The 22507-nt window shown below is 37.0% G+C and carries 19 protein-coding genes; 11 read left to right on the forward strand and 8 right to left on the reverse strand.

The features are described 5' to 3' along the window. Nucleotides 1-438 precede the first annotated feature (438 nt). Together tamB and tamA are read right to left on the reverse strand one after the other, a co-directional pair. Nucleotides 439-4239 (reverse strand): autotransporter assembly complex protein TamB, encoded by a 3801-nt coding sequence (gene tamB / locus GNP81_RS18415; RefSeq protein ID WP_155674860.1) that lies wholly within the window; start codon nucleotides 4237-4239, stop codon nucleotides 439-441. Next, entirely contained in the window at nucleotides 4236-5957 is a 1722-nt protein-coding gene (tamA, locus tag GNP81_RS18420; RefSeq protein ID WP_155670688.1) for an autotransporter assembly complex protein TamA, read from the reverse strand. Before tamA ends, tamB begins: the two co-directional genes overlap by 4 nt. Before the next feature lie 114 nt (nucleotides 5958-6071). Between tamA and msrA the strand changes: the two genes are divergently transcribed. Beyond that, complete coding sequence (msrA, locus tag GNP81_RS18425; protein ID WP_155674862.1) at nucleotides 6072-6650, forward strand: peptide-methionine (S)-S-oxide reductase MsrA; 579 nt, start codon at nucleotides 6072-6074, stop codon at nucleotides 6648-6650. A 53-nt stretch (nucleotides 6651-6703) separates the two neighbouring features. Here the strand turns inward: msrA and GNP81_RS18430 are convergent, their stop codons facing one another. After that, nucleotides 6704-6919: a DUF1107 domain-containing protein gene (locus GNP81_RS18430; protein WP_005417417.1), complete on the reverse strand. Its 216-nt coding sequence runs from the start codon at nucleotides 6917-6919 to the stop codon at nucleotides 6704-6706. 207 nt (nucleotides 6920-7126) lie between these two features. Between GNP81_RS18430 and GNP81_RS18435 the strand changes: the two genes are divergently transcribed. From GNP81_RS18435 to GNP81_RS18465, 6 genes are all read left to right on the forward strand, one after another. Continuing rightward, a complete protein-coding gene (locus GNP81_RS18435; protein ID WP_155670692.1) occupies nucleotides 7127-7678 on the forward strand; it encodes a YtfJ family protein in 552 nt (183 codons plus the stop codon). A gap of 405 nt (nucleotides 7679-8083) precedes the next feature. Then, nucleotides 8084-8746: a zinc uptake protein ZrgA gene (zrgA, locus tag GNP81_RS18445; RefSeq protein WP_155674864.1), complete on the forward strand. Its 663-nt coding sequence runs from the start codon at nucleotides 8084-8086 to the stop codon at nucleotides 8744-8746. Nucleotides 8747-8782: 36 nt separating this feature from the next. Next, entirely contained in the window at nucleotides 8783-9469 is a 687-nt protein-coding gene (locus GNP81_RS18450) for an ABC transporter ATP-binding protein (protein ID WP_155674866.1), read from the forward strand. Continuing rightward, a complete protein-coding gene (locus GNP81_RS18455; RefSeq protein WP_155674868.1) occupies nucleotides 9466-10725 on the forward strand; it encodes an ABC transporter permease in 1260 nt (419 codons plus the stop codon). The genes GNP81_RS18450 and GNP81_RS18455 overlap by 4 nt, the downstream gene beginning before the upstream one ends. A gap of 11 nt (nucleotides 10726-10736) precedes the next feature. Further along, nucleotides 10737-11222, forward strand: coding sequence for a DUF3299 domain-containing protein (locus GNP81_RS18460; RefSeq protein WP_005417389.1), 486 nt, complete (start codon nucleotides 10737-10739; stop codon nucleotides 11220-11222). Nucleotides 11223-11529: 307 nt separating this feature from the next. Further along, entirely contained in the window at nucleotides 11530-12429 is a 900-nt protein-coding gene (locus GNP81_RS18465; protein ID WP_005417387.1) for a TIGR03899 family protein, read from the forward strand. Nucleotides 12430-12518: 89 nt separating this feature from the next. Here the strand turns inward: GNP81_RS18465 and cysC are convergent, their stop codons facing one another. The 4 genes from cysC to cysD are packed head-to-tail and all read right to left on the reverse strand — an operon-like array spanning nucleotide 12519 to nucleotide 17261. After that, nucleotides 12519-13133 carry an adenylyl-sulfate kinase gene (gene cysC, locus GNP81_RS18470; protein WP_155674870.1) on the reverse strand — a complete coding sequence of 205 codons (615 nt, stop codon included), beginning with the start codon at nucleotides 13131-13133 and terminating at the stop codon, nucleotides 12519-12521. A 14-nt stretch (nucleotides 13134-13147) separates the two neighbouring features. After that, nucleotides 13148-14875: an SLC13 family permease gene (locus GNP81_RS18475; RefSeq protein ID WP_155674872.1), complete on the reverse strand. Its 1728-nt coding sequence runs from the start codon at nucleotides 14873-14875 to the stop codon at nucleotides 13148-13150. A gap of 11 nt (nucleotides 14876-14886) precedes the next feature. Then, nucleotides 14887-16323: a sulfate adenylyltransferase subunit CysN gene (gene cysN / locus GNP81_RS18480; protein WP_155674873.1), complete on the reverse strand. Its 1437-nt coding sequence runs from the start codon at nucleotides 16321-16323 to the stop codon at nucleotides 14887-14889. A 29-nt stretch (nucleotides 16324-16352) separates the two neighbouring features. Beyond that, nucleotides 16353-17261 carry a sulfate adenylyltransferase subunit CysD gene (cysD, locus tag GNP81_RS18485; protein WP_005417374.1) on the reverse strand — a complete coding sequence of 303 codons (909 nt, stop codon included), beginning with the start codon at nucleotides 17259-17261 and terminating at the stop codon, nucleotides 16353-16355. 408 nt (nucleotides 17262-17669) lie between these two features. On the opposite strand from cysD, the gene GNP81_RS18490 reads away from it, so the two are divergent. The 4 genes from GNP81_RS18490 (at nucleotide 17670) to GNP81_RS18505 (ending at nucleotide 21724) form a co-directional block, all read left to right on the forward strand. Continuing rightward, complete coding sequence (locus GNP81_RS18490) at nucleotides 17670-19652, forward strand: bifunctional 2',3'-cyclic-nucleotide 2'-phosphodiesterase/3'-nucleotidase (RefSeq protein WP_155674875.1); 1983 nt, start codon at nucleotides 17670-17672, stop codon at nucleotides 19650-19652. A gap of 116 nt (nucleotides 19653-19768) precedes the next feature. Further along, a complete protein-coding gene (locus tag GNP81_RS18495) occupies nucleotides 19769-20338 on the forward strand; it encodes a Crp/Fnr family transcriptional regulator (RefSeq protein ID WP_155674877.1) in 570 nt (189 codons plus the stop codon). Between the two features lie 65 nt (nucleotides 20339-20403). Beyond that, nucleotides 20404-20856: a GNAT family N-acetyltransferase gene (locus GNP81_RS18500; protein ID WP_155674879.1), complete on the forward strand. Its 453-nt coding sequence runs from the start codon at nucleotides 20404-20406 to the stop codon at nucleotides 20854-20856. Between the two features lie 19 nt (nucleotides 20857-20875). Beyond that, complete coding sequence (locus tag GNP81_RS18505) at nucleotides 20876-21724, forward strand: DMT family transporter (RefSeq protein WP_186809420.1); 849 nt, start codon at nucleotides 20876-20878, stop codon at nucleotides 21722-21724. A gap of 13 nt (nucleotides 21725-21737) precedes the next feature. Here GNP81_RS18505 and GNP81_RS18510 read toward each other — a convergent pair whose 3' ends face one another. Then, entirely contained in the window at nucleotides 21738-22388 is a 651-nt protein-coding gene (locus GNP81_RS18510) for a LysM-like peptidoglycan-binding domain-containing protein (protein ID WP_155674880.1), read from the reverse strand. Nucleotides 22389-22507 lie beyond the last annotated feature (119 nt).

Genomic DNA, 22507 nt, shown 5'->3' on the forward strand with positions numbered 1-22507 from the left:
GATTAATACTGATTGTTACATAAAAGTAATTTTGTGTAGTCACTCAGTTCATTGATAATTTGTTGATTATCAATTCACAAGTGCCCACACAGATTAATAGGTTTCTAATTTTTAAAGAGCTTTTCTTCTACTTTCAAAGCGTTTCCGCTTCTCTGTGAAGAGGACGGTCATTTTAGCTAATTAAACTTTCGTGTCAAACACTTTTTTAAATTTAATTTTCAAACCGTTTTTCTTACCAACCCTTTGCAGCTCTTGGTTGAGCGCTCCGTGTCAGTGAGGTCGCATTATAGGGAGTTCGATTTCATTAGCAAGCATAAAATAGCTTTTTTTTTATATTTTATGCTTGTTTGATGGCATTTTATTCAAAAGAAAACTTATCTTTTTTTACCCTTACCATGGCAACAGCTTACCCACAAAGTTATCCACATTTGACCTATTTTAATCAAATTCAAACTGGTAAATTAAATCAACTGCATTATCTACTCCTGATACAGCTTCTATATAGAGATCACTGATAATTCGATATCTCAATGTAAATTCACCTAATGAGTTAAATATACCGACGCCATACTTCACTTGTAATCCCGGGGCTATATAACCACTAATCGTTACTTGCGAATCTTCTCCTGAACCAGCCGTATCTAATTGTAGATCTTGCACACCGAATGCTTGACCTATTTCACCGACAACCTTTCCGCTTTTTGCCAAGCTTAATCCAATTAAAGTAGTTGTCATGGCATTACCGCCCGACTCCCCATCAATATCTTGTCCTCTTAATAAATAAGAAAGCGCATTTGCTTGGGGCATACTTGGTGATGAAAAGATTTCAACCCTTGGTGTATCCGCTGGACCTGTAACTTTAATACCAGCAACAACATCATCTTTTGTATTCTCAGGATTTCGAACCGCCTTTATATCTACATAAGGCTGATCTGCTGGGCCGTTAAATAGAATTTTTCCTTTTCTAATTTGTAGATCTTGCCCAAATGAACGATATGTCCCTTCTTCTATATTTACTTCACCTGTAATAAATGGCCCTTTATTTTTTTGAGTAATATTAAGGTTACCGACTAACCCACCTTCTAAACCAAACGCTGATAGCAGTACATCATCACCAATATTGATATTAATATCGGTTTCAACCGTCATAGGTAATGGTGATGGTTTTTCTATTGGTTTTAAGTCATCCCCAAGAATAACTTCATCTTTAGATACCCCAATGGCACTCTCTGGCAATTCTTGAACAACAATCCTGCCCCACGGTATTCCAATAGATCCCGTAATCTTAGCTAGTGTCGGGTTAATTCGAATCTTCATATCAGGCTTAACTTTGAGTTTTACCATTGGTGGCACATTAACTTGTAATTCGTTACCAAAAATATCTAAGCCAGCATCCCACTGATTCAGGTCACTCCAATGCGCAGCACCATCAATATGCAAATCACCATCAGCAGTCGTAATTAATGAGCTTAGTTTTCCGCTATGGCCAGAAAAAACAATATCAACATTTCCCTCATTAATATCTACAGGAGATACCTCTCCTTTGACTTTTATCTCATCGACACTCAAATTACCTAACAATTTTGGGTGTTCTATTGGCCCAGAAATATTGATGTCAGAATTCACCATTCCCCTTAGCTGGCTGTATTCCCCTAGAATAGGCTCTAACATTGCTAATGAGACTTTCTCTATTTTTGAATTACCTGTTAATGTTTTTGCTTTTGTTAACTGGTCAATTTTCATGTTTCCTATTAGTTGACCATTATCAGTTAACGCTAACAACCAATCAGTAGTTAACTCATCGTCTTTCATTTCAGCATTAACAGTAAAATCGTCCCAGCCAATAATAAGGGGGCTTTCCATTTGCTGTTGAATATTACCCTTTGGAAGATGCAATTTAGCTTTAACATAAGGAGACTGACCAACAGACCACTTAGCTAATGCATCAAGATTAACTTCACCATTTATAACGGTTTCATCAGGTATGAATTTTTGTAGCTTACTAAACTCAAAATGTTTAATACTGATATCAGCATTACCGGACTTCCCTGCATGTAAATCTTTATTCAAACAAAGCGCCGTTTTTCCCTGACTCCAACAGTTTGCCTGAACAAATAGTTCTTCTTTTTTGATGTCGTATGCAAGATCTGCTTTTTTATCTAATTTCCATGGTCCGATTTCAGTAATCACATCAGCTTCACTTAACTCCCCTTTCCAGCCTTGAGTTCGATCAAGCGAGCCTTTAAATACAAGGTGAGAATCAATGACATTTGAACTTAAGTCTATTTGCAATTTGTGAGCTTGTTCTTTACCACTAAATCGAATGATCAAATCATTCAATACTTGTTTTTGGTATTTTCCATCTAATAACTTAATACTTAAATCCGCATCAATGGTCGGAGACGGTACTATATATCCTTCTATAGAAACTTTATTTAAGCTTGCCTTCTTAGGTAATTGTAATCCTATAGCATCGATATCAAGATCGATTCTAGGCTTAGTTAACTCTCCCGTTAGCGCAACATTACCAATCAATTTGCCATGAACATCTGGCACACTATCTGATAACTCTGGAAAATCGATATCAACATTTAGGTTCCACTCTTTATTTAACTCACCAGACACAGCTAATCCATTGTCACCATGATTGATTGTTAATTGGGAAATATTTAAATGCGGTTCACCTATACCACGAATATCATCAGCTTTTAATGTGCCTTGAACTAGCAAAGGGTAACTTCTAAACACACCATTAATATCTATGGTTGGTACATCAACAACCCACCCACCATCTTCAGTTAAATGTCCATCTGTAATCAATTGCCCACTGATATCCCCTTCCGCTTCTGGCCACTGTAATCCGGGCTGTATATTCTGCAAATTGATATCTGTTTTCCACGATACTAATGAAGCCCAATTGACTTCTGCACTTCCTGAAATGGAGCCACCTAACGTATCAATTAACAAATCAGATAAATCGACTTTCTCTAAAGTTCCTCTTCCTTCTAAACGTAAATCTGTTTGAGGAATTGATTTCCCCTCTATATATAGAGCACTTGCAAAGTTATATTGCTCAAGGTTTCCTTCTGTCTTTATATTAGGAATTTGAACCTTAATATCTTTATCGCCAGTTAATGGCCAGTACAGTTCACCTTTATAGACATGTACATCAAACGGAAGTTTTTTATCTAAAGGGTGAACATTTGCATCGACTTTAACCTTTAGGCCACCACTCAACATTAATGAAGCATTCAAATCAGCAACACTTCCATCAGCCTCTATAGCTAACTTATGACCTTTTAATTCCGTTTCTTTTAGTTCAAGCAGTCCGTCTAAAGTGAGTGGGTAATCCCCCTTTAAAACTATCTCATTATTAAGTAATAAGTTTACTTGTGGTATATCCAAGTAAAAATCATTAATACTCGCGTTATTTTCACCAGCAGTTGCTTTGAAGTTTAGTTTATTTACTTTTACGGGAGTCTCTTGCTGTAGGATAAAATCACGAAGTGCGAACTGTTCAACTTTTATATTTAAAGGGATAAATACTTCAGGTAAAACGATAGGTGCATCATCTTTTTTTGACGATGTTGTTTTTTCTTTATTTTTTACAGCAGTGCTTTCACTTGAAGCAAGCTCTAAGCGAATATGCTCCCAGTTCAAAGGAGTTAATGTTAACTCACTTTTATGGATATTCACTCCAGTAGAAAATGTTCTCCACTGAATATGATTTCCCAAAATATTCGCATCTATATTATTTAAGGTAATATTGGTTATTGCTATCGGAATAGGAATCGACAACAACTTGTTTTCAGCAGTATCAGTCTCTTCTTCTTCATTTAACGTTGGGAGTGTTGGAAAATCTAACGTCAGTCCATCCACAGAAATATCATCAATACAAACTGAAGGAATTAATAGACATTTAGGTGTTAGTGAAAAATGAAAGCGAGATATCTCCGTACTAAGCAATTGTTTATTATCATAGGTTATATTCGATAATGTAAATTCAGGAATGACACTTCCTTCTACACCTTCAATTGATAGTTCAGGAAGTGCTTTTTCTGCGCCCCAAACTATCAGCTTTAATCCAGAATTCGTAAAGACAACGGCGCCTACTATTAATAGGAGTAATAATAGAATTGATGGAAAAAAAAGAGCAAAGCAAAGACAATGACGACTGAAACGTCGTTCTTTCTTCAACTCTTGATTGTTATGCTCTTCGTTCATATTAATGGAACTCATACTTCTGGCCCCAAGGTAAAATGGACTTTAAATTCATCGCCTGGTTCAGCATCGAATCCCCATGCAAAATCAAGTCGAACGGGACCAACAGGAGAAGCCCATCGTATACCTAGACCTGCCCCCATTTTCCAATCAGGTACATCCAACCATGCATCACCATAATCAACAAACGTTGCAACCCACCAATTACCAACAACTCGATATTGGTATTCAAGGCTAGCTGTCGCCATATATTGGCCACCAGTTAAATAACCTTCACTGTCTTTTGGAGATACCTCTTCATAGCCATAACCACGAATACTATTATCACCACCTGCGAAAAAACGAATTGATGGAGGTAACTTATAGAAATCATCGGTATATATAGCACCAATATCCGCTCGAGCTACGCCTCTATGATTTTCACCAATACTTCGAACAATCGCACCTTGAGCTTGTAAACGTAATAACTTCACATCTGATGTTAATGCTTGATCCGTTGCTTCAATAGTAAATGCTTTTTTATCGCCCCACATGGGCATGGTGCCACCACGGGAACGGCTTTGAGAAAAAGAAATACCAGGTAACACTAGCCATGCAGTGCCATCTTGAACACCTTGAGTAAATTCTTCGTATAAAAAGCGAGTATAAATAGTTCTATGCCAACCAGAGTCATAAACCCAATGTCTTTCAAAAGCCAAATTCGACTCTAAACTGTCTGTATCATTATTATCTACGTTTTTAAGACCGTATTTGACGATGTAATAATCTTTTAAAACTTGCTCTAACGGGATTTTATAAGAAATAGTTGCTTCTTGTTCTGGTTTTGAAATTGAAAGAGCTGTATCTAAACTATGTCCTTCAGGGTTTAACCAAGGCTTTTTCCAGCGAATTTTCCCCCTCGCACCAACGTCTGTTGCATAACCAATACTTGTTTCTAATTGATTTTTAACTTGAGGCGAAAGATGGACTTTCATTGGCAGTTGATATGTTTTTCCAACAGCGTCGATATCTGGTTCAACATAAACAGAAGAGAACCACTCAGTATTTGAAAGGGATTGATTTAATTCACCGACTTGACTTGCAAGATAAGGGTCTCCAGCTTTAAACGGAATAATTGAGCGAACTCTTTTTTCTTCAATTTGACTACCATCAATCGATGTATCCCCAAAACTGTATCGTTTACCACTATCATAATGCAAACGAACCATTGCTTGATGTCGACCGGGAGCTATTTCCAAAAGATTTGTCGTAAAATCACCATCAAAATAGCCTTTTCTCAATGCCAGATTTTGTAACGTACTTTTTAAACTTTCATATCGACCATGATTAATCACTTGTCCAAGATTTAATCCTGAATTATCTACGGCCTTAATAAAATCCTCATCTGTAGCAGCTTCACCACTAATCACTATATCGCTGACATAGATAATAACAGGTGCGCCTGCTTCGATATTCATAATTAAAGTATGATCTGATTGCTCTCCTTCGATAGTGAAAGTAGTGACTGGTTGATAATAACCAAGAGCTTTTAAAGCATCGGTAACACTTTCTTGAAGACGAGCTTGGAAACGAAGAGAGACAGAATAGTCTTCTTCTGGAATACCTGAGATATATGCTTCGACATTACTCAGTAAAGGTCCTTCTAATCCCTCTATTTCTAGTTCTGTTTCTGCTAAGGCTTGAGATGAGATAGCAAGCAAACAAACTATAATGAATAAAGGTAACTTCTTTATCATACTTGTAATTATTCTATTGATTCATTAATGCATTATATGCAATGGTAATTTACTCGTTTTATAGAGTAGCACAAGATAAATGTCTTCTATCTTAACTCAGTTGAAGGATGCAACATGACAACTAAACAACCAACGTCACCACCACTTCATTTTATTTCTCAACGTAATTTAGAATTCATACCGCCAAATTTTGAACAAATATTTTTTGGTATGGGTTGCTTCTGGGGTGCTGAACGTCTTTTTTGGCAGTTAGAAGGCGTCTACTCTACTGCGGTTGGATACAGCGGAGGAACAACATCACACCCTACTTATAAAGAAGTCTGTACAGGAACAACCAATCATACTGAAGTTGTAAAAATCATTTTTGACCCAACAATAATTTCATTAGATACCTTATTACATTCTTTCTGGCAAAAACACGACCCAACAGAAGGAATGCGACAAGGTAACGATATTGGGCCACAATATCGTTCAGCTATTTATACAACATCTAAAGAGCAACTGAAAACAGCAAAACAAACTCAACAGCAATACCAAGCTGCTCTAGAAAAACAAGGTATCATGCGAGCTATTACAACGGAAATTGTACCAGTCCAAACCTTTTACTTTGCCGAAGAGTACCACCAACAATATTTAGCTAAAAACCCTGATGGTTATTGTGGTTTAAAAGGTACTGGAGTTTGTTTTATATAAACAAAAAAGGTGCTCATGACCACGAGCACCTTCTATTAACGATTACTATAATTTTAAGCAGGCATCATTGATAGCTGACGAATATGTTGATTCACTTCACTCATAACTAATAGCATTTTCTTAGTTCCTTGATTTGGCATTAAAATTTTACCGCCATCAAACTCAAAAGTTCCAATACCTTCAATATGCAAATTACCCTTAAATAACGTTTTTACAAAACGAGCGACTTGCAATGGTCGATAAGCCTTAAAATTTCTAAACATAGCCATTCCCCGATTATCCATATAAAGGTTTTATTAGTCCTGAAAACAAACGCCAATTCACACTGCTTTATTACAAATAAAACAAGTGATTAACATTATAGGAAGCAAAACTATTTTCAACAAGGAGAAAATCAAAACAGCAAGGACTGGTCGAATCGCTTTTTTCTTATCGCTACACTAAACTACGAAGGTTAATCATCAAGGATAATAAAAATGAAAAAAGTAAAACTACTTACACTTGCGGCTTGTCTGCTCCCTTCTCTTTCATTTGCTCACAACCTATCTCTTAACAAAGAAGTCCCATCAGTTTCGATTGAACAATATGGGGAGATCTTTTTTAAAGACTCAGCTGCAACCTATCAAAACTGGAATACTGAACAACTTAAAGGAAAAGTTCGAGTATTGCAGGCAATAGCAGGTCGAAGCAGTGCGAAAGCAATGAATGCCGATCTTATGAGTGCAATTACATTAGAAAAGTTCCCAGAAACAGAATATCAAACAACAACTATCATCAATCAAGATGATTCTATCTGGGGAACGGGTGGATTTGTGAAGTCTTCCGCTGAAGAAAGTAAAGAAGAGTTTTCATGGTCTTCAATGGTATTAGATGAGCATGGTAAAGTAGCAAAAGCTTGGGATTTACAGCCTGAAAGTTCAGCTATTATCGTTCAAGATAAAGAAGGAAAAATTCTTTTTATTAAAGAAGGAAAGTTATCAAAGGATGAAATTAAGCAAGTTATAGCACTAATTCACACTCAATTATAAATAATGCCTTGCTTATAAAATGTTATATTATTACATTTACTACTCATTCAATTAGGGTAGTACAATGCAATCGTATTTCTTTACTAAACAACGCTGGTTAAATTGGGGGTTTGCAATACTCCTAGCGTTGTTTGGTATTTTGGTTGCTAATCACCAAGTTGATACCAACTTACATCATCATGAAGATCACCATTGCCAGCAGTTTCAATCATTTAGCTCTGGTATTTGTATCAACGTTACATCACCACCAGTTATCCCCCAGCTAATTATTTGCTCTTTATTTTCTATAGTTGAAAACTCATCACCTTTAAACATAACAGTTCATTCGCGAGCACCTCCAACTCCGTCTATTCTCTAAACAATAACCACATTCAATTTATAATTCTTAGAAAATAGGAAATTATTATGTCTATCTGTAATAAAAAAACACTTCTTTGCTTAGCAGTTTCAGGTTCTTTATTCTCGGTAAGTTATGCTGCAAATGCTAATGACCACCATGATCATAATCATCATGATGGAGAGCATCATGAAAGTGAACATCGTCACCACGATGCTCATGTCCATGGTGTGGTTGAAACCAATATTGCTCAAGATGGCGATCACTTATTGTTTGAGATCACCGCTCCTGGCGCTGATGTTGTTGGTTTTGAACATGCTCCAAAAGATGACGCTCAAAAGCAAGTACTTGCTAATGCAGTAAAAACATTAAACAACCCAAACCTGATCTTTACACTTCCTGAAAATGCAAAATGTACATTTGAAGAAGCTCATGTATCTCATAACCTAGTTAATCATAACGATCATGATGACCATGAACACGACCATGACCATGACCATGACCATGACCATGACCACCATGATGGTGAACACCATAAAGAACATGGCAAGCATGGTGAGTTTAGTGCTCAATATGAATATCACTGTGAAGCAATTTCAAACCTAGACCAAATAGAAACTCAGTGGTTCACTCACTTCCCTCATACCCATAAAATGACAATTCAATACCTTGGTGATGCAGGTCAAAAAGCCGCTTCATTAACACCAAAGTCATCAATTATCACTCTATAGCTTAGGTATGGCGGTGGTAACACCGCCATTTTTACTATGAATATTATTGAATTATCGAACCTAACTTTTCACTGGCCAAATCAAACCGAACTAACAATAGACATTCCTTTTTTTACTCAAAAACAAGGAAATAAATTATTTATTAAGGGTCCTAGTGGAAGTGGTAAATCAACTCTATTAAGTCTCTTAACTGGCATTCTTTCTCCAACGTCTGGTTGTGTAAATATTAATGGCACAGATATCAATCAGCTCTCATCAAATCAAAGAGACCGATTTAGAGCAGATAATATTGGCTATATTTTTCAGCAGTTTAATTTACTTCCTTATTTATCCGTTATTGATAATGTAATTTTGCCTTATCAATTTTCTTCAAAAAAAACATTATCTATAAAAGAATTACGCTTAGAAGCAACACGCCTTTTAACGCAGCTTCAATTGCCAGCTTCTCATTTTAATAAACCCATTACTGATTTAAGTATTGGCCAACAACAACGAGTCGCGGCAGCAAGAGCTTTTATTGGAAAACCGAAATTAATTATTGCTGATGAACCAACCTCAGCACTGGATCATGAGACTCGTTTTGCTTTTATTGAGTTGTTAATGAATGAATGTGAAAACAGTAACGCGAGTTTACTTTTTGTTAGTCATGACCCAAGTTTAGAATCTTTATTTGATCAAAGCATTGATTTAAGAGAATTGAATAAAGCAGGAGAAATATCATGATAGGCATTACAAAGTTAGCTTGGAAAAGTTTAGCTAATCGTAAAACAACTGTACTGCTTACTGTTGCAACCATTGCTATTTCAGTAATGCTATTAGTTGGTGTAGAACGTATTCGTACTGAAGCAAAAAATAGCTTTGCTAATACGATTTCAAATACTGATTTGATTGTTGGTGCCCGCTCAGGTCAAGTAAACCTCCTACTTTATTCTGTTTTTAGAATAGGTAATGCGACAAATAATATCGATTGGAAAAGCTATCAAGAAATCATTCATCAACGAGCGGTAAAATGGGCGATTCCTATTTCACTAGGAGATTCTCACAAAGGTTTCCGCGTAATGGGAACCAATCAAGACTATTTCCGTTTTTATCAATATGGAAAAAAACAGCCTCTTGAGTTTAAAGAAGGCAAACCATTTAATGGATTATTTGATGTTGTGTTAGGTGCTGATGTTGCTAATAAACTCAATTATCATCTAGGGGATAAATTGGTTATTGCGCACGGGATCAGTGATAAGTCTTTTACCAGACACGATAATTTACCTTTTACTGTCGTAGGTATTTTAAAACCAACAGGAACACCTGTAGATAAGACCTTACATGTTTCACTAGAAGCAATATCTGCCATTCATGTCGGTTGGGAAAGTGGAGCACATTTAGGCAATACTCCCGATGCAAAAATCTTAGAAAAACAAAAATTTGAACCTGCAGAAATTACAGCTTTCATGCTTGGATTAAAATCAAAGATTCAAACCTTTGCCCTACAACGCTACATTAATGAATATTCAAAAGAACCACTTAGTGCCATTCTTCCCGGTATCGCATTACATGAATTATGGGGAATGATGTCTGTGGCAGAACAAGCACTCTTAGCTGTATCTGTTTTTGTCGTTGCCGCAGGATTAATGGGAATGCTAACAAGCCTATTAACTAGCTTGCAAGAACGTCGTAGAGAAATGGCTATCTTGCGTGCAATGGGGGCTCAACCTAAGCATATTTTTATCTTATTGATTAGTGAGGCTGTCGTAATAACTAGCTTTGGGATCATAGTAGGCTTAATAGGGCTTTACTTATCCCTCAGTATTCTACAACCTATAATCCAGCAATATTATGGCATTGCCATTGAGTTGACCCTACCAACACTTTATGAACTCAAGCTACTTGGCCTTGTTTTGTGTTCAGGCTTTGTGATTGGCGTTATTCCAGCAATACAAGCTTACCGACACTCTTTAAGTGATGGCATGACAATAAGGTTATAAGGACCCTTTTAATGAAAAAGAAAATAATTATCTGCCTATTAATGCTGATGCCTTTTAGTGCATTCAGTAATGAGGTACTAAAACTTGATTGGATTGATTTGATTCCTGAACAAGAAAGAAATCAATTTGACTCGATGGGAATGCCTAAAATTGATCATAATGGTGGTCAAATGCAGCAATCTTTAGTGGGTTCGGTTAGACAAGAATTAAACGGAAGTATGGTAAAAATACCCGGTTTTGTGATCCCTTTAGAGGGCGACGATAAAATGATCACAGAATTCCTGTTAGTACCTTACTTCGGGGCGTGTATTCATGTTCCACCACCACCACCAAACCAAATTATTTATGTGAAATTCGAAAAAGGTGCTCCAATACAGCAACTGTGGGATGTCATTTATATTGTTGGAAAGTTAAAAACAGAAACCATTGATAGCGAACTTGCTGAAACTGGTTATCTTATTGAAGGCGTTAGATTAGAAGAATATGACGACGAATAGTTAACAAATATTTTACACTGGTTTATTTTGTTTAGTTAAATATAATTAGATAAATAAACCAGTGTTACTGCATAAACACTAACCAATGTAACGCTAAGTAGAACTTTCTTAAAATTTGAATCTTTCATTTCCCCTCTCCAACGTTATTAATCAACCAATTTATTTTAACAAAAAATTATCATTTCAACACTAATTACCTGCTACTTTATTTGACTAACTCGCAAATATCGCTTTGAGATTAAAGTTTTTATTTTCAGCAACCGATAAGATAATGGGAAATCATGTTAAATCGAAGCTAGGCGAACTCATGAATACGCAGCAAACTATCATCACTAAAGATGAAACAACTAAAAAAGAACAACCAACTCATAAAAAAGAACATTATGTAGTTAGCAGCGCTAGACGACTAAAAGAAATTGCAATTCAGCAAGGTCTTGCGGCCAATCTTCAGCCTCCAAAACCAGAAGAAACACTACTTAAACGTGCGTTATATCGTGAGAAATTATTGCGTGAACAACAACAACAAAATTTAGAAAAAATCGTAAAACTCGCTCACGATTATTGCAATGATGAAACCGCAGGCGATCCAGATCCTGATTGGCTACATCGTTTCTTTGAAATGGCAAAAGATATCCACGACTCATCAATGCAAAAACTGTGGAGCCAAATATTCAAACAAGAAGTGATCAGCCCTGGTTCCACTTCAATGAAAGCCCTTAAAGTTCTAAAAGACATGACCCAACGCGAAGCTCAAACATTTCAAAGAGCAGCTTCACTCGCATGTAGCTTTGGACAAGACAACAGTAAAAAACTCCTATTGGGTTATAAGTGTGCTGGTACTTTTTTTAATTTCTATAAAACCGATGGGCCTCAGCTCATTCATTTAGGTAACTACAAACTACCTTATTCAAGTTTATTACTTCTTATTGAGTTAGGTTTACTACTTAGCACTGAACTAGAGTCAGGAGAGATTGAGTTTGAACCCGCCTTACCATTGCAATATCAAGGGAAGAACATCGCAATAAAACCAATGCAGAAAGGGTCTCGATTGGTATATTACCGATTTAGTCCTACTGGTGCAGAACTATGTAAACTGCTGGGTAATAAACCGAATGAAAATTATTACGATAACCTCATCAGTTTATTAAGTCAGAAGTTTATGGTTGAAACGGATGTTGCTGCAAAATCCATTTCAACGATGGCTTAGTTGTCTAAGTTAAAGATAAGCCTCAAAAATAATCAGAGCCCTAGATTGAATGATTCCAAAAAAATCACTACTAGGGCTATTTTTTTCTTCTAGATAATTGAACGTACTTTTAGCTCTTCTAAACACTGTTCAACTAATACTTCTATCGACTGAGTTCCTGCGGGCAAATCAATTTCGGGGTTTAACGGTTGTTGATATTCAGAATCAATTCCTGTGAAATGCTTTATCTCACCTGCTCGTGCTTTTTTATATAAGCCCTTTGGATCTCTTTTTTCACACTCGTCCAGTGAGGTATTCACAAAAACTTCTAAAAACTCACCTTCAGGCAGTAACTCTCGAACCATTTGACGCTCAGCTCTATGAGGTGAAATAAACGCACTTAATACAATAAGCCCAGCATCTGCCATCAACTTTGCAAGCTCACCAATACGTCTAATGTTTTCTTGCCTATCATGATCTGAAAAGCCCAAATCTTTACATAAACCATGACGAACATTATCACCATCAAGTAAATAGGTATGATACCCAAGCTCTGCCAATTTACTTTCTAATGCACCTGCAATGGTTGATTTCCCTGCCCCCGATAATCCAGTAAACCAAAGCACCGCCGGTTTTTGCTTTTTAAGATCGGAACGAATTTCCTTTGTTACGGTATGCTGATGCCAAACGACATTCTCATCTTTTATTACTGATTGTACTGTCATGTTTCATCCTTGAATTAAAATGGGAAAAAGTAAGGGATTAATGCTAATACCAGTACCGAATAAATAATCGACATGGGTAATCCCACTTTCACATAATCGAGCAGTGTGTAATTGCCCACACTAAAAACGAGTAGATTGGTTTGATAGCCATAAGGGGAAATAAAACTGGCACTCGCCCCAAAAAGCACCGCCATAATAAAAGGCATGGGATCAACGCCATACCCCAATGCCATGCTATAACCAATAGGAAAAGCCAGTGCTGCTGCTGCATTATTGGTAATAAGTTCAGTCAACACCAATGTAATAAGATATACCGCAATTAATGCCCCCATCACTCCCCAGCCATTAAACAGCTCAATAAACATTTCACCTAATTGAACAGATAGTCCTGATGACAACATTAACTGTGCGATAGAAAGCGCTGCACCAACAATAACAACAATATCAATTGGGAATCGTCTGCGAATTTCACCTAAATTAATAATACCTAGCGCTAGCATACCGAGTAGATAAGCAGAGAGTCCTTTAATAATAGGAAACACATCAAGTAAAGCAGCGGTAATCACAGCAGCAAAACCAACCAAAACTAAAGCACTCTTATCTCCATCCAGTTTTGCGGCTGAATCTAAATCACTGATAATGACGAATTCACGTTTTAGTTGTTGCTTGCTCTGTTCAAAGTCTTTGCCGGGAACCAAAATTAATGTATCCCCTGCTTGTAATTCAATTTTTCCTAATCCACCTTCAAGTCGTTCATGCCCGCGGCGAATAGCAACCACTACCGCGTCAAAGCGTTCTCTAAATTGAGCGGATTTAATGCTTTTTCCACGAATAGAGGCCGATTGGCTTACAACAACTTCAAGTAGGTTCTGTCCATTTAAATGATGCTGACCAAATAAGGTTAAACCATTAATTTCTTGTAACGTCGTAACACTTTCAATGTCTCCGCAAAACAGCAGCCTATCTCCAGCTAATAAAATCATATCTGGATCAACCGATGGTATGGTTTTTCCATTACGAATCACTTCCGCTAAAAACAGCTTACGCAATGCTCGAAGGTTATTTTCACTGATTGATTTGCCTACTAGTGGTGAGCCACCTTCTACTCTTGCTTCTAAAAAATACGGTAATTCATCTTGATGACTTTCATCGTACTGAGGCAATAAATAACTCAGTGGAATTAAAATCAATAAACCACCAAATAAAACGGCTAGACCAATCGTTGTAGGGGCAAAGAAACTTAAGCTCGGTAAACCAGTGTCTTCCACAAAACTATTAATGATAAGGTTCGTTGAAGTACCAATTAACGTTAATGTTCCACCTAAGATAGCGGCATAAGATAGAGGAATAAGTAATCGAGAAGGTGCGTGACGTTGATTACGTTTTATTGCTCCAATCAATGAAACAACAACCGCTGTATTATTGGTAAAAGAAGAAAGTAAGGCAGTAGATAGACCTAATTTGCCTACCACACTCCCTAACCTTCCTTCAGAAATATAACGCCCAACCCAACTGATAAGGCGTGTTTTTTCTAAAGCACAAGAACTTAAAATAAGCAGCACTAGCGTTAGCAAAGATGAATTAGTAAAGTTTTTTGCCAAGCTAGGTAAATCAATCATACCAAGCATAAAAGCAATAAATGCAGAACCTGCAAATATGACGCTTGGTTTTAACTTACTTGCCAATAAACTCACAATAATCAGAGTTAATAACGCCAGAACGAATCCTTGTTCCCATGCCATAGTGACAGTCCTTAGCCTAAAAGCTTAGAAATATCTTTGGTTTCCCAATGTGGGAAGTGCTTACGAATTAACGCATTTAGCTCAATTTCAAACGCACTGATATTGTCATTAATTGGCTTAGTCTCACTCAAATCAGATAGGTTTTGGATCATCCCAGCCCCTACCGTTACATTGGTTAGACGATCAATAAAAATAAACCCGCCAGTATCTGCACAATCTTGATAACGATCTAAACTCACGGTTTCCGTTAACGATACATCACATAAACCAATACCATTCAACGGCAGCTCTTGAGTATCAAACTTTTCCAGACTATTAATGTTCACTTGATGGTGAATAGCATCAATTTGACCAACGGTTTTCTTACCTGCAATTTTAATATCATATTGACGACCCGGTTCTAATCCTTTTTCCGTCATCCATACAATCTCAGCTTTAAACTGATCCGTAGCTTGCAAGTTCGACTGTGATTTAACTAACAAGTCACCACGACTAATATCAATTTCATCCTCAAGTGTTAATGTCACTGCTTGGCCTGCTTGAGCTGATGTTAAATCACCATCAAAAGTAACAATACGAGCGACTTTCGATTTTTTTCCTGATGGTAAAGCCACAATGTCATCACCAACAGAAATTCCACCAGAAGAAACCGTACCAGCAAAACCACGAAAATCTAAGTTTGGACGGTTAACGTATTGCACAGGGAATCTAAACTCACCATTGCCTTTATCTGCATCAATATCCACATTCTCAAGTACTTCTAATAATGGTTCACCTTGATACCAAGATAGTGCCTCACTTGGGTTTACTACGTTATCTCCTTCTAATGCAGATAACGGTAAAATAGAAATATCTAAATTTGGGTTATTCAGTTTCTTAGAAAAAGCTAAGTATTCCTCTTTAATCTCTTCAAAACGAGATTGAGAATATTCAACTAAATCCATTTTATTCACAGCTACTACAAAATGACGAATACCAAGAAGGTTTGCGATATAAGAATGACGACGAGTTTGATCAAGCACTCCTTTACGAGCATCAATCAAAATCACGGCGACATTACAGGTTGATGCCCCCGTAGCCATATTACGAGTGTATTGCTCATGTCCCGGTGTATCGGCAATGATGAATTTACGTTTTTGAGTTGAGAAATAACGATATGCCACATCAATCGTAATACCTTGCTCACGCTCAGCTTGCAGGCCATCAACCAATAAAGCTAAGTCTGGACGCTCACCCGTAGTACCCACTCGTTGGCTGTCAGCATGAACTGCATCTAGTTGATCTGCATAGATTTGTTTTGAATCATGGAGTAATCGGCCTATGAGGGTACTTTTACCATCATCTACTGATCCACACGTTAAAAATCGAAGTAATGATTTGTATTGATGTTCTTTTAAATAAGCTTCAATACCAAGCTCTGCCAGTTGTTGCTCTACTGCACTATTCATTTATTTAATCCTTCCTTAGATGCCTGATATTAAAAGTAACCTTGACGCTTCTTGAGCTCCATGGAGCCAGATGAATCATGATCTATCGCTCGTCCTTGACGCTCACTGGAGGTCGCAACTAACATCTCTTCAATAATTTCAGGCAATGTATTCGCTTTTGATTCCACCGCTCCTGTTAATGGATAACAACCTAGAGTTCTAAAACGAATATCTTTATGTTGGATCTCTTCACCTTCTTCCAGTTTTAAACGCTCATCATCTACCATGATCAACATGCCATCACGCTCAACCACTGGGCGTTTCTCTGATAAATACAGAGGAACAATTTCAATATTTTCTAAATAGATGTATTGCCAAATGTCCAACTCAGTCCAATTTGAAAGCGGGAATACTCGAATACTTTCCCCTTTATTTACTTGTCCGTTATACGTATTCCATAACTCAGGGCGTTGATTTTTCGGATCCCATGTATGGTTTTTATCTCTAAATGAATAAACACGTTCTTTGGCGCGTGACTTTTCTTCATCACGACGAGCGCCACCAAAAGCAGCATCAAATCCGTATTTATTTAATGCTTGTTTCAAACCTTGTGTTTTCATGATATCGGTGTGTTTTGATGAACCATGCACAAACGGATTAATGCCCATTTCTAACCCTTCAGGGTTTTTGTGTACCAATAGGTCAAAACCGTATTTTTCTGCTGTTTTATCACGAAATTCAATCATCTCTTTGAATTTCCAATCGGTATCAACATGAAGAAGTGGGAATGGGATCTTTCCTGGATAAAATGCTTTACGAGCTAAATGCAGCATCACTGATGAATCTTTACCAATCGAATACATCATTACAGGGTTATCAAATTCAGCTGCCACTTCGCGAATAATATGAATACTCTCCGCTTCTAGTTGCTGAAGGTGGGTCAATCGTTTTGCGTCCATGTGCTTTTGTCCTTTAGGCTAAATTTGGTAATGGCTCCTGCTTCTGGTGATAGTCTTAACACTTCTTTTTATCGTTGCAGGCGGCGAATTGTCATTCCAATAAAACCACTATAGACGGGTTACTTTATTACCTGAAATTCTAAAATTTCATTTTTTATTCGATTTAATGCTAACGCAAAAAAATTAATGCGTTTCATTCAGAAAAAATAAAGAAAAAACGAGAAGGGAAAATCAAAATATCGGTCGATAACATGGCTAACTAATTAATAATAAAGCTGTGATCTGATTACCATAAAGCGTACTGAAACAAGATCAACTGCACACATTGAGAGGCCAGTTACATTTATAACATAGCCAATCTGTTATCTTATTGGCGCTTTTATGATTATCACCTTTTGGAGACACACTATGAACCTCTCAGCAAAACCTGTTTCAATTGCAGTATTAGCTGGCCTAGGTCTACTTACCCTTTCAGGTTGTAGCCCAACAGTTACCGATACCGATGAAGTTATTAATCTACGAGTGGTAGAAACAACAGACATCCATACTAACCTTATGGATTATGACTACTACAAAGATAAGCCGACTCAAAAAATTGGTTTAGCTCGTACAGCAACATTGGTAAAAGAAGCTCGTGCTGAAGTAACAAACAGTGTTTTAGTTGATAATGGTGATTTATTGCAAGGTAGTCCAATGGGTGACTACATGGCAGATAAAGGCATTGAAGCTGGTGAAGTTCACCCTGCATATAAAGCGATGAATCAATTAAATTACGATGCAGGTAACATTGGTAACCACGAATTTAACTACGGTTTAGAGTTTTTAGCAGAATCAATTAATGATGCTGATTTCCCATACATCAGTGCTAACGTTTATGATGCAAAAACAAAAGAGCATTATTTCAAACCATACATCATTAAGACTCATAAACTAAAAGATACAGCGGGTGTAGAGCACGAAATCAAAGTCGGCTACATCGGATTTGTTCCACCACAAATCATGGTATGGGATAAAAAGAATCTTGAAGGTAAAGTTTTTGCTCGTGACATAAAAGAAACAGCAGAAGAATTAGTACCTCAAATGAAAGCAGAAGGTGCTGATGTTATCGTTGCAATTCCTCACTCTGGCGTATCAACAAATCCATATAAGCAAGGTGAAGAAAACTCAACCTACTACCTTTCTGAAGTAGACGGTATTGATGCTATTGCCTTTGGTCACTCACACGCGGTTTTCCCAGGAAAAGGGTTCGATAACCTACAAGGTATTGATAACGAAAACGGTACAATTAACGGCGTTGCTGCTGTTATGCCTGGCCGCTGGGGTAGCCATGTTGGTGTAATGGATTTAACTCTTGAGCAAAAAGATGGCAAATGGAGTGTAGTAAAAGGTCAATCAGAAGCTCGCCCTATTTTTGATAAAACAAATCAGAAATCACTGGCTGACGCTGATAAAGGCATCGTAAAAGCTTTAGAAGCGGATCATAAAGGCACACGTGATTTCGTTAACCAGCCAATTGGTAAAGCTGATGATGTTATGTATAGCTTCTTAGCTTTAGTTCAAGATGATCCTACCGTTCAAATCGTTAACCTTGCACAAAAAGATTATGTTGAACGTTTCATTCAAGGCGACCCTGATTTAGATGGTACTCCAGTACTTTCTGCGGCAGCGCCATTCAAAGCTGGCGGTCGTGGGAATGATCCAACAAACTTCACTGAAGTTGAATCAGGCCAATTGACGTTCCGTAATGCGGCTGATTTATACCTATACCCGAATACATTAGTTGCAATGAAAGTAACGGGTAAAGAAGTAAAAGAGTGGCTTGAATGCTCTGCTGGTCAATTTAAACAAATCGACATCAACAGTACTGCACCTCAACAGTTAATTGATTGGGATGGTTTCCGTACGTATAACTTTGATGTCATTGATGGTGTTAACTACCAAATTGACATAACTCAACCAGCAAAATATGACGGTGACTGTAATTTAATTAATGAAGGTTCTGAGCGTATCATCGGTTTAACATATCAAGGCAAACCAATTGATGCGAAGCAAGACTTCCTTATCGCAACTAACAACTACCGAGCTTACAGCAATAAGTTCCCTGGCACTGGTGCTGATTTCATCGCTTTTGATTCTCCAGATGAAAACCGTACAGTTCTTGCTAACTACATTTCTCGAGTTAGTAAAGAGGCGGGTCAAGTTCAACCATCAGCTGATAATAACTGGTCTTTCGCACCAATAAAAAATGGCGAAAAACTGGATATTCGCTTTGAAACATCACCAAGCGAAAAAGCAACTCAGTTTATTAAAGATAAAGGTCAATACCCAATGAAACGTGTTGCGACTGATGATGTTGGTTTTGCTGTATATCAACTTAACTTAGCAAAATAAAATTCATCTATTCTACAAAACAAATAGCATGGTGATTTCACCATGCTATTTTTGTATCTGTATGCTAAGTTTTCCACTATTAAAACATCATCTTCTAATAATAAAAGTACTTAACTATGAATGCTCTTTTTACCACTCAACTGGAATCATACGGGTTTACTCCCCATGAAATATCTCAAATAGTTAAGTTAGGTAAGCTAAAAAACCTTCCTGCTAAGTCTATACTTATCAAACAAAATAACGTTGCTAATGAGTTCTATTTTCTTATTGATGGGTTTTGCCATTCTTGTTATCTCACCGAACAAGGTAAGCAATTTAGTAAAGAATTTTATTGGAGAGGAGATTGGGTTGTTGGATTTGAAGAATTATTAGACCAAACGTCATCTCCCTACTCTCTTGAAACCATCACACCAACAACATTAATCACATTACCTATCGCTCAACTGAATCAATGGCGAAAAAATGCAAACCCTCTTTATATCAAATTATTAGAAACCCAACTTTTGTATAAAGAAAGGAAAGAGCGTTTTATGTTATTACACTCACCTCAAGCTCGTTACGAAGTATTCTGTCAAAATTACCCAGAGCTATTAGCCCAACTCAACGATTACCAAGTTGCGGCTTACCTTGGTATAACTCATATCAGCTTAAGTCGAATAAAAAACAGAATTAAAAAGTTAACATAAGTTAATGCCAAAAAAAGTGAACATAGGTATCTTTGAACTCTTCAGTTTTCATTGAGATAAATTCCATGATCCATTGGCAAAAAATACCATTTACCGAATTAACCACTTCTCAACTCTATGAATTACTTCGTTTAAGAGTTGATGTTTTTGTTGTAGAACAAACCTGCCCTTACCCGGAACTTGATGGTAAAGATTGCCAAGATGGAGTTCATCACTTAATTGGCACTAAAGATAATGAAATCATAGCCTGTGCTCGATTACTGCCAGCAGGTACCAGTTATATCAATGTCAGTATTGGACGAGTTGCGACGAAAGGAACGGCAAGAGGTGATGGTTTAGGGCATGAACTTCTATCGCAAGCTTTAGCCTGTTGTGAAGAATTATGGCCAGGAGAATCTATTGATATTGGCGCTCAAGAACATCTAACTCACTTTTACCAAAAACACGGATTTGAGGTAATTTCTGATATGTACCTTGAGGATGATATACCTCATGTTGATATGCGCTTAGAAAAATAATATGAGCATGAGATCAATGATGACGCCTACTCATTTAGCTATTATCTTATTGATATTGGGAAACTTACTTGCTTCTCTTTCTGATGTTGCAGTTAAAGTATTGGATGGTGGAGTTTCGCCTTTTCAATATATATTTCTGCGTCAATTGATCTCACTCGCTCTTCTGTTTCCTTTTTGGTTTCATCAACAACCAAAATCAAGATACTTAAGTAACCCTAAAGTAACTCTAATACGAGCTCATGTTCTTTTAATTGGTAGTGGTTGTATGGTGGTATCAATCACCTACTTAACTTTAGCGACAGCTAATGCCGTTTTTTATACTGCTCCATTATTAATGATCCCACTTTCAATACTATTACTTAATGAAAGACCATCGACAAAAAAAATTCTCCAAACCATTATCGGTTTTATTGGTGTTCTTATTATTCTTCGCCCTTCCCAATTCCACTGGGCAGCTATTTTTGCTTTAGGAACCGCAACAACATTGGCGTTATACAATATTTTGGTAAGAAAAATACCTAACGATCAATCCGTTATTACCACACTATTTTGGACGACATTATTATCCTTACCGGTTTCAGGCGGTTTAGCGTGGCTTTATTGGCAACCATTACATTATCATGAAGTTCTTTGGATCGCTCTAAGCGCGACTTTTATTATTAGTTATAATGGGTTAGCGACCATTGCATACAAAAAAGCCCCTGCAACTCAAATTTCTTTGGCTGAATATTCAGGGTTAATCTTTGTGGTTATATTTGGTGTGGTTTGGTTTGACGAGATACCTGACATATTAACGGCTGTGGGAATCGCGTTAATCGTCATTCCTCTTATGCCTAAAACATGGTTAAAGAACATAAGAGGAAAGTAGTCAAAGAGAAAGATTATTTACTGCGTCCAAAATTACCATCGGACATTCTAAAGTACATAATCGCTTGACCATCACGTTCTATTTGTACGATATCCAATTCGCCTTGCTGATTAAGTTTAAAGCGGAACAGTTGACCTTTTTTGATATTACTTAATGGTTTATCTGCACCTTCAATTTTCACGACTTTATTTAATTCAGTTAATGGCAGATTGTTTTTTCTAAATACTTGATAAAGCGTATCGCCTTCTTGAATTTGATAATCGTGCCATTTGGCTTCAACTGCTGTTGTTTCTTTTTCAATTGGCCTTGTTTGAGTCGGTACTTTTGCTTCTCTATTAACTGTTGTTTCTCTTTGATTACGGTTTGATGATGCCTCTTGTTCACTTAACCCTTCAAGGTTTAAGCTAACACTTTGTCTCTGCATTTCAGGCGCAGGGATCACTGTAGGCTGAATACTCTCTACCTCTTCCTCAGCCCCACTTGGTAATAAAATTAAAACAAAGGTAACGGGAACTAAAATGCGTAATGCTTTTTGATGAAATTGAGGTAATCGCTGCCAATAAGGTGCAACTTTTTCAATAAGAGGCCCACACTTTTCCTTTAAATTAGCCAATTGCTCAGAAAAATCTGGGCGTTTTACATTCATTTTTTTCTTTTTATTCATACCATCGCCTCATGCGAAACTGGTGAGCTCACGTTTTATTCTAATATCAGAGTTCAAAGAAGTACAAAAGTTTACCTTAAGCTTAGATCTCTGTATCCTTTATGCTTTCGTTTATACCA

This window comes from Aliivibrio fischeri (assembly GCF_009727955.1).
Taxonomy (GTDB): Bacteria; Pseudomonadota; Gammaproteobacteria; order Enterobacterales; family Vibrionaceae; genus Aliivibrio; species Aliivibrio fischeri_A.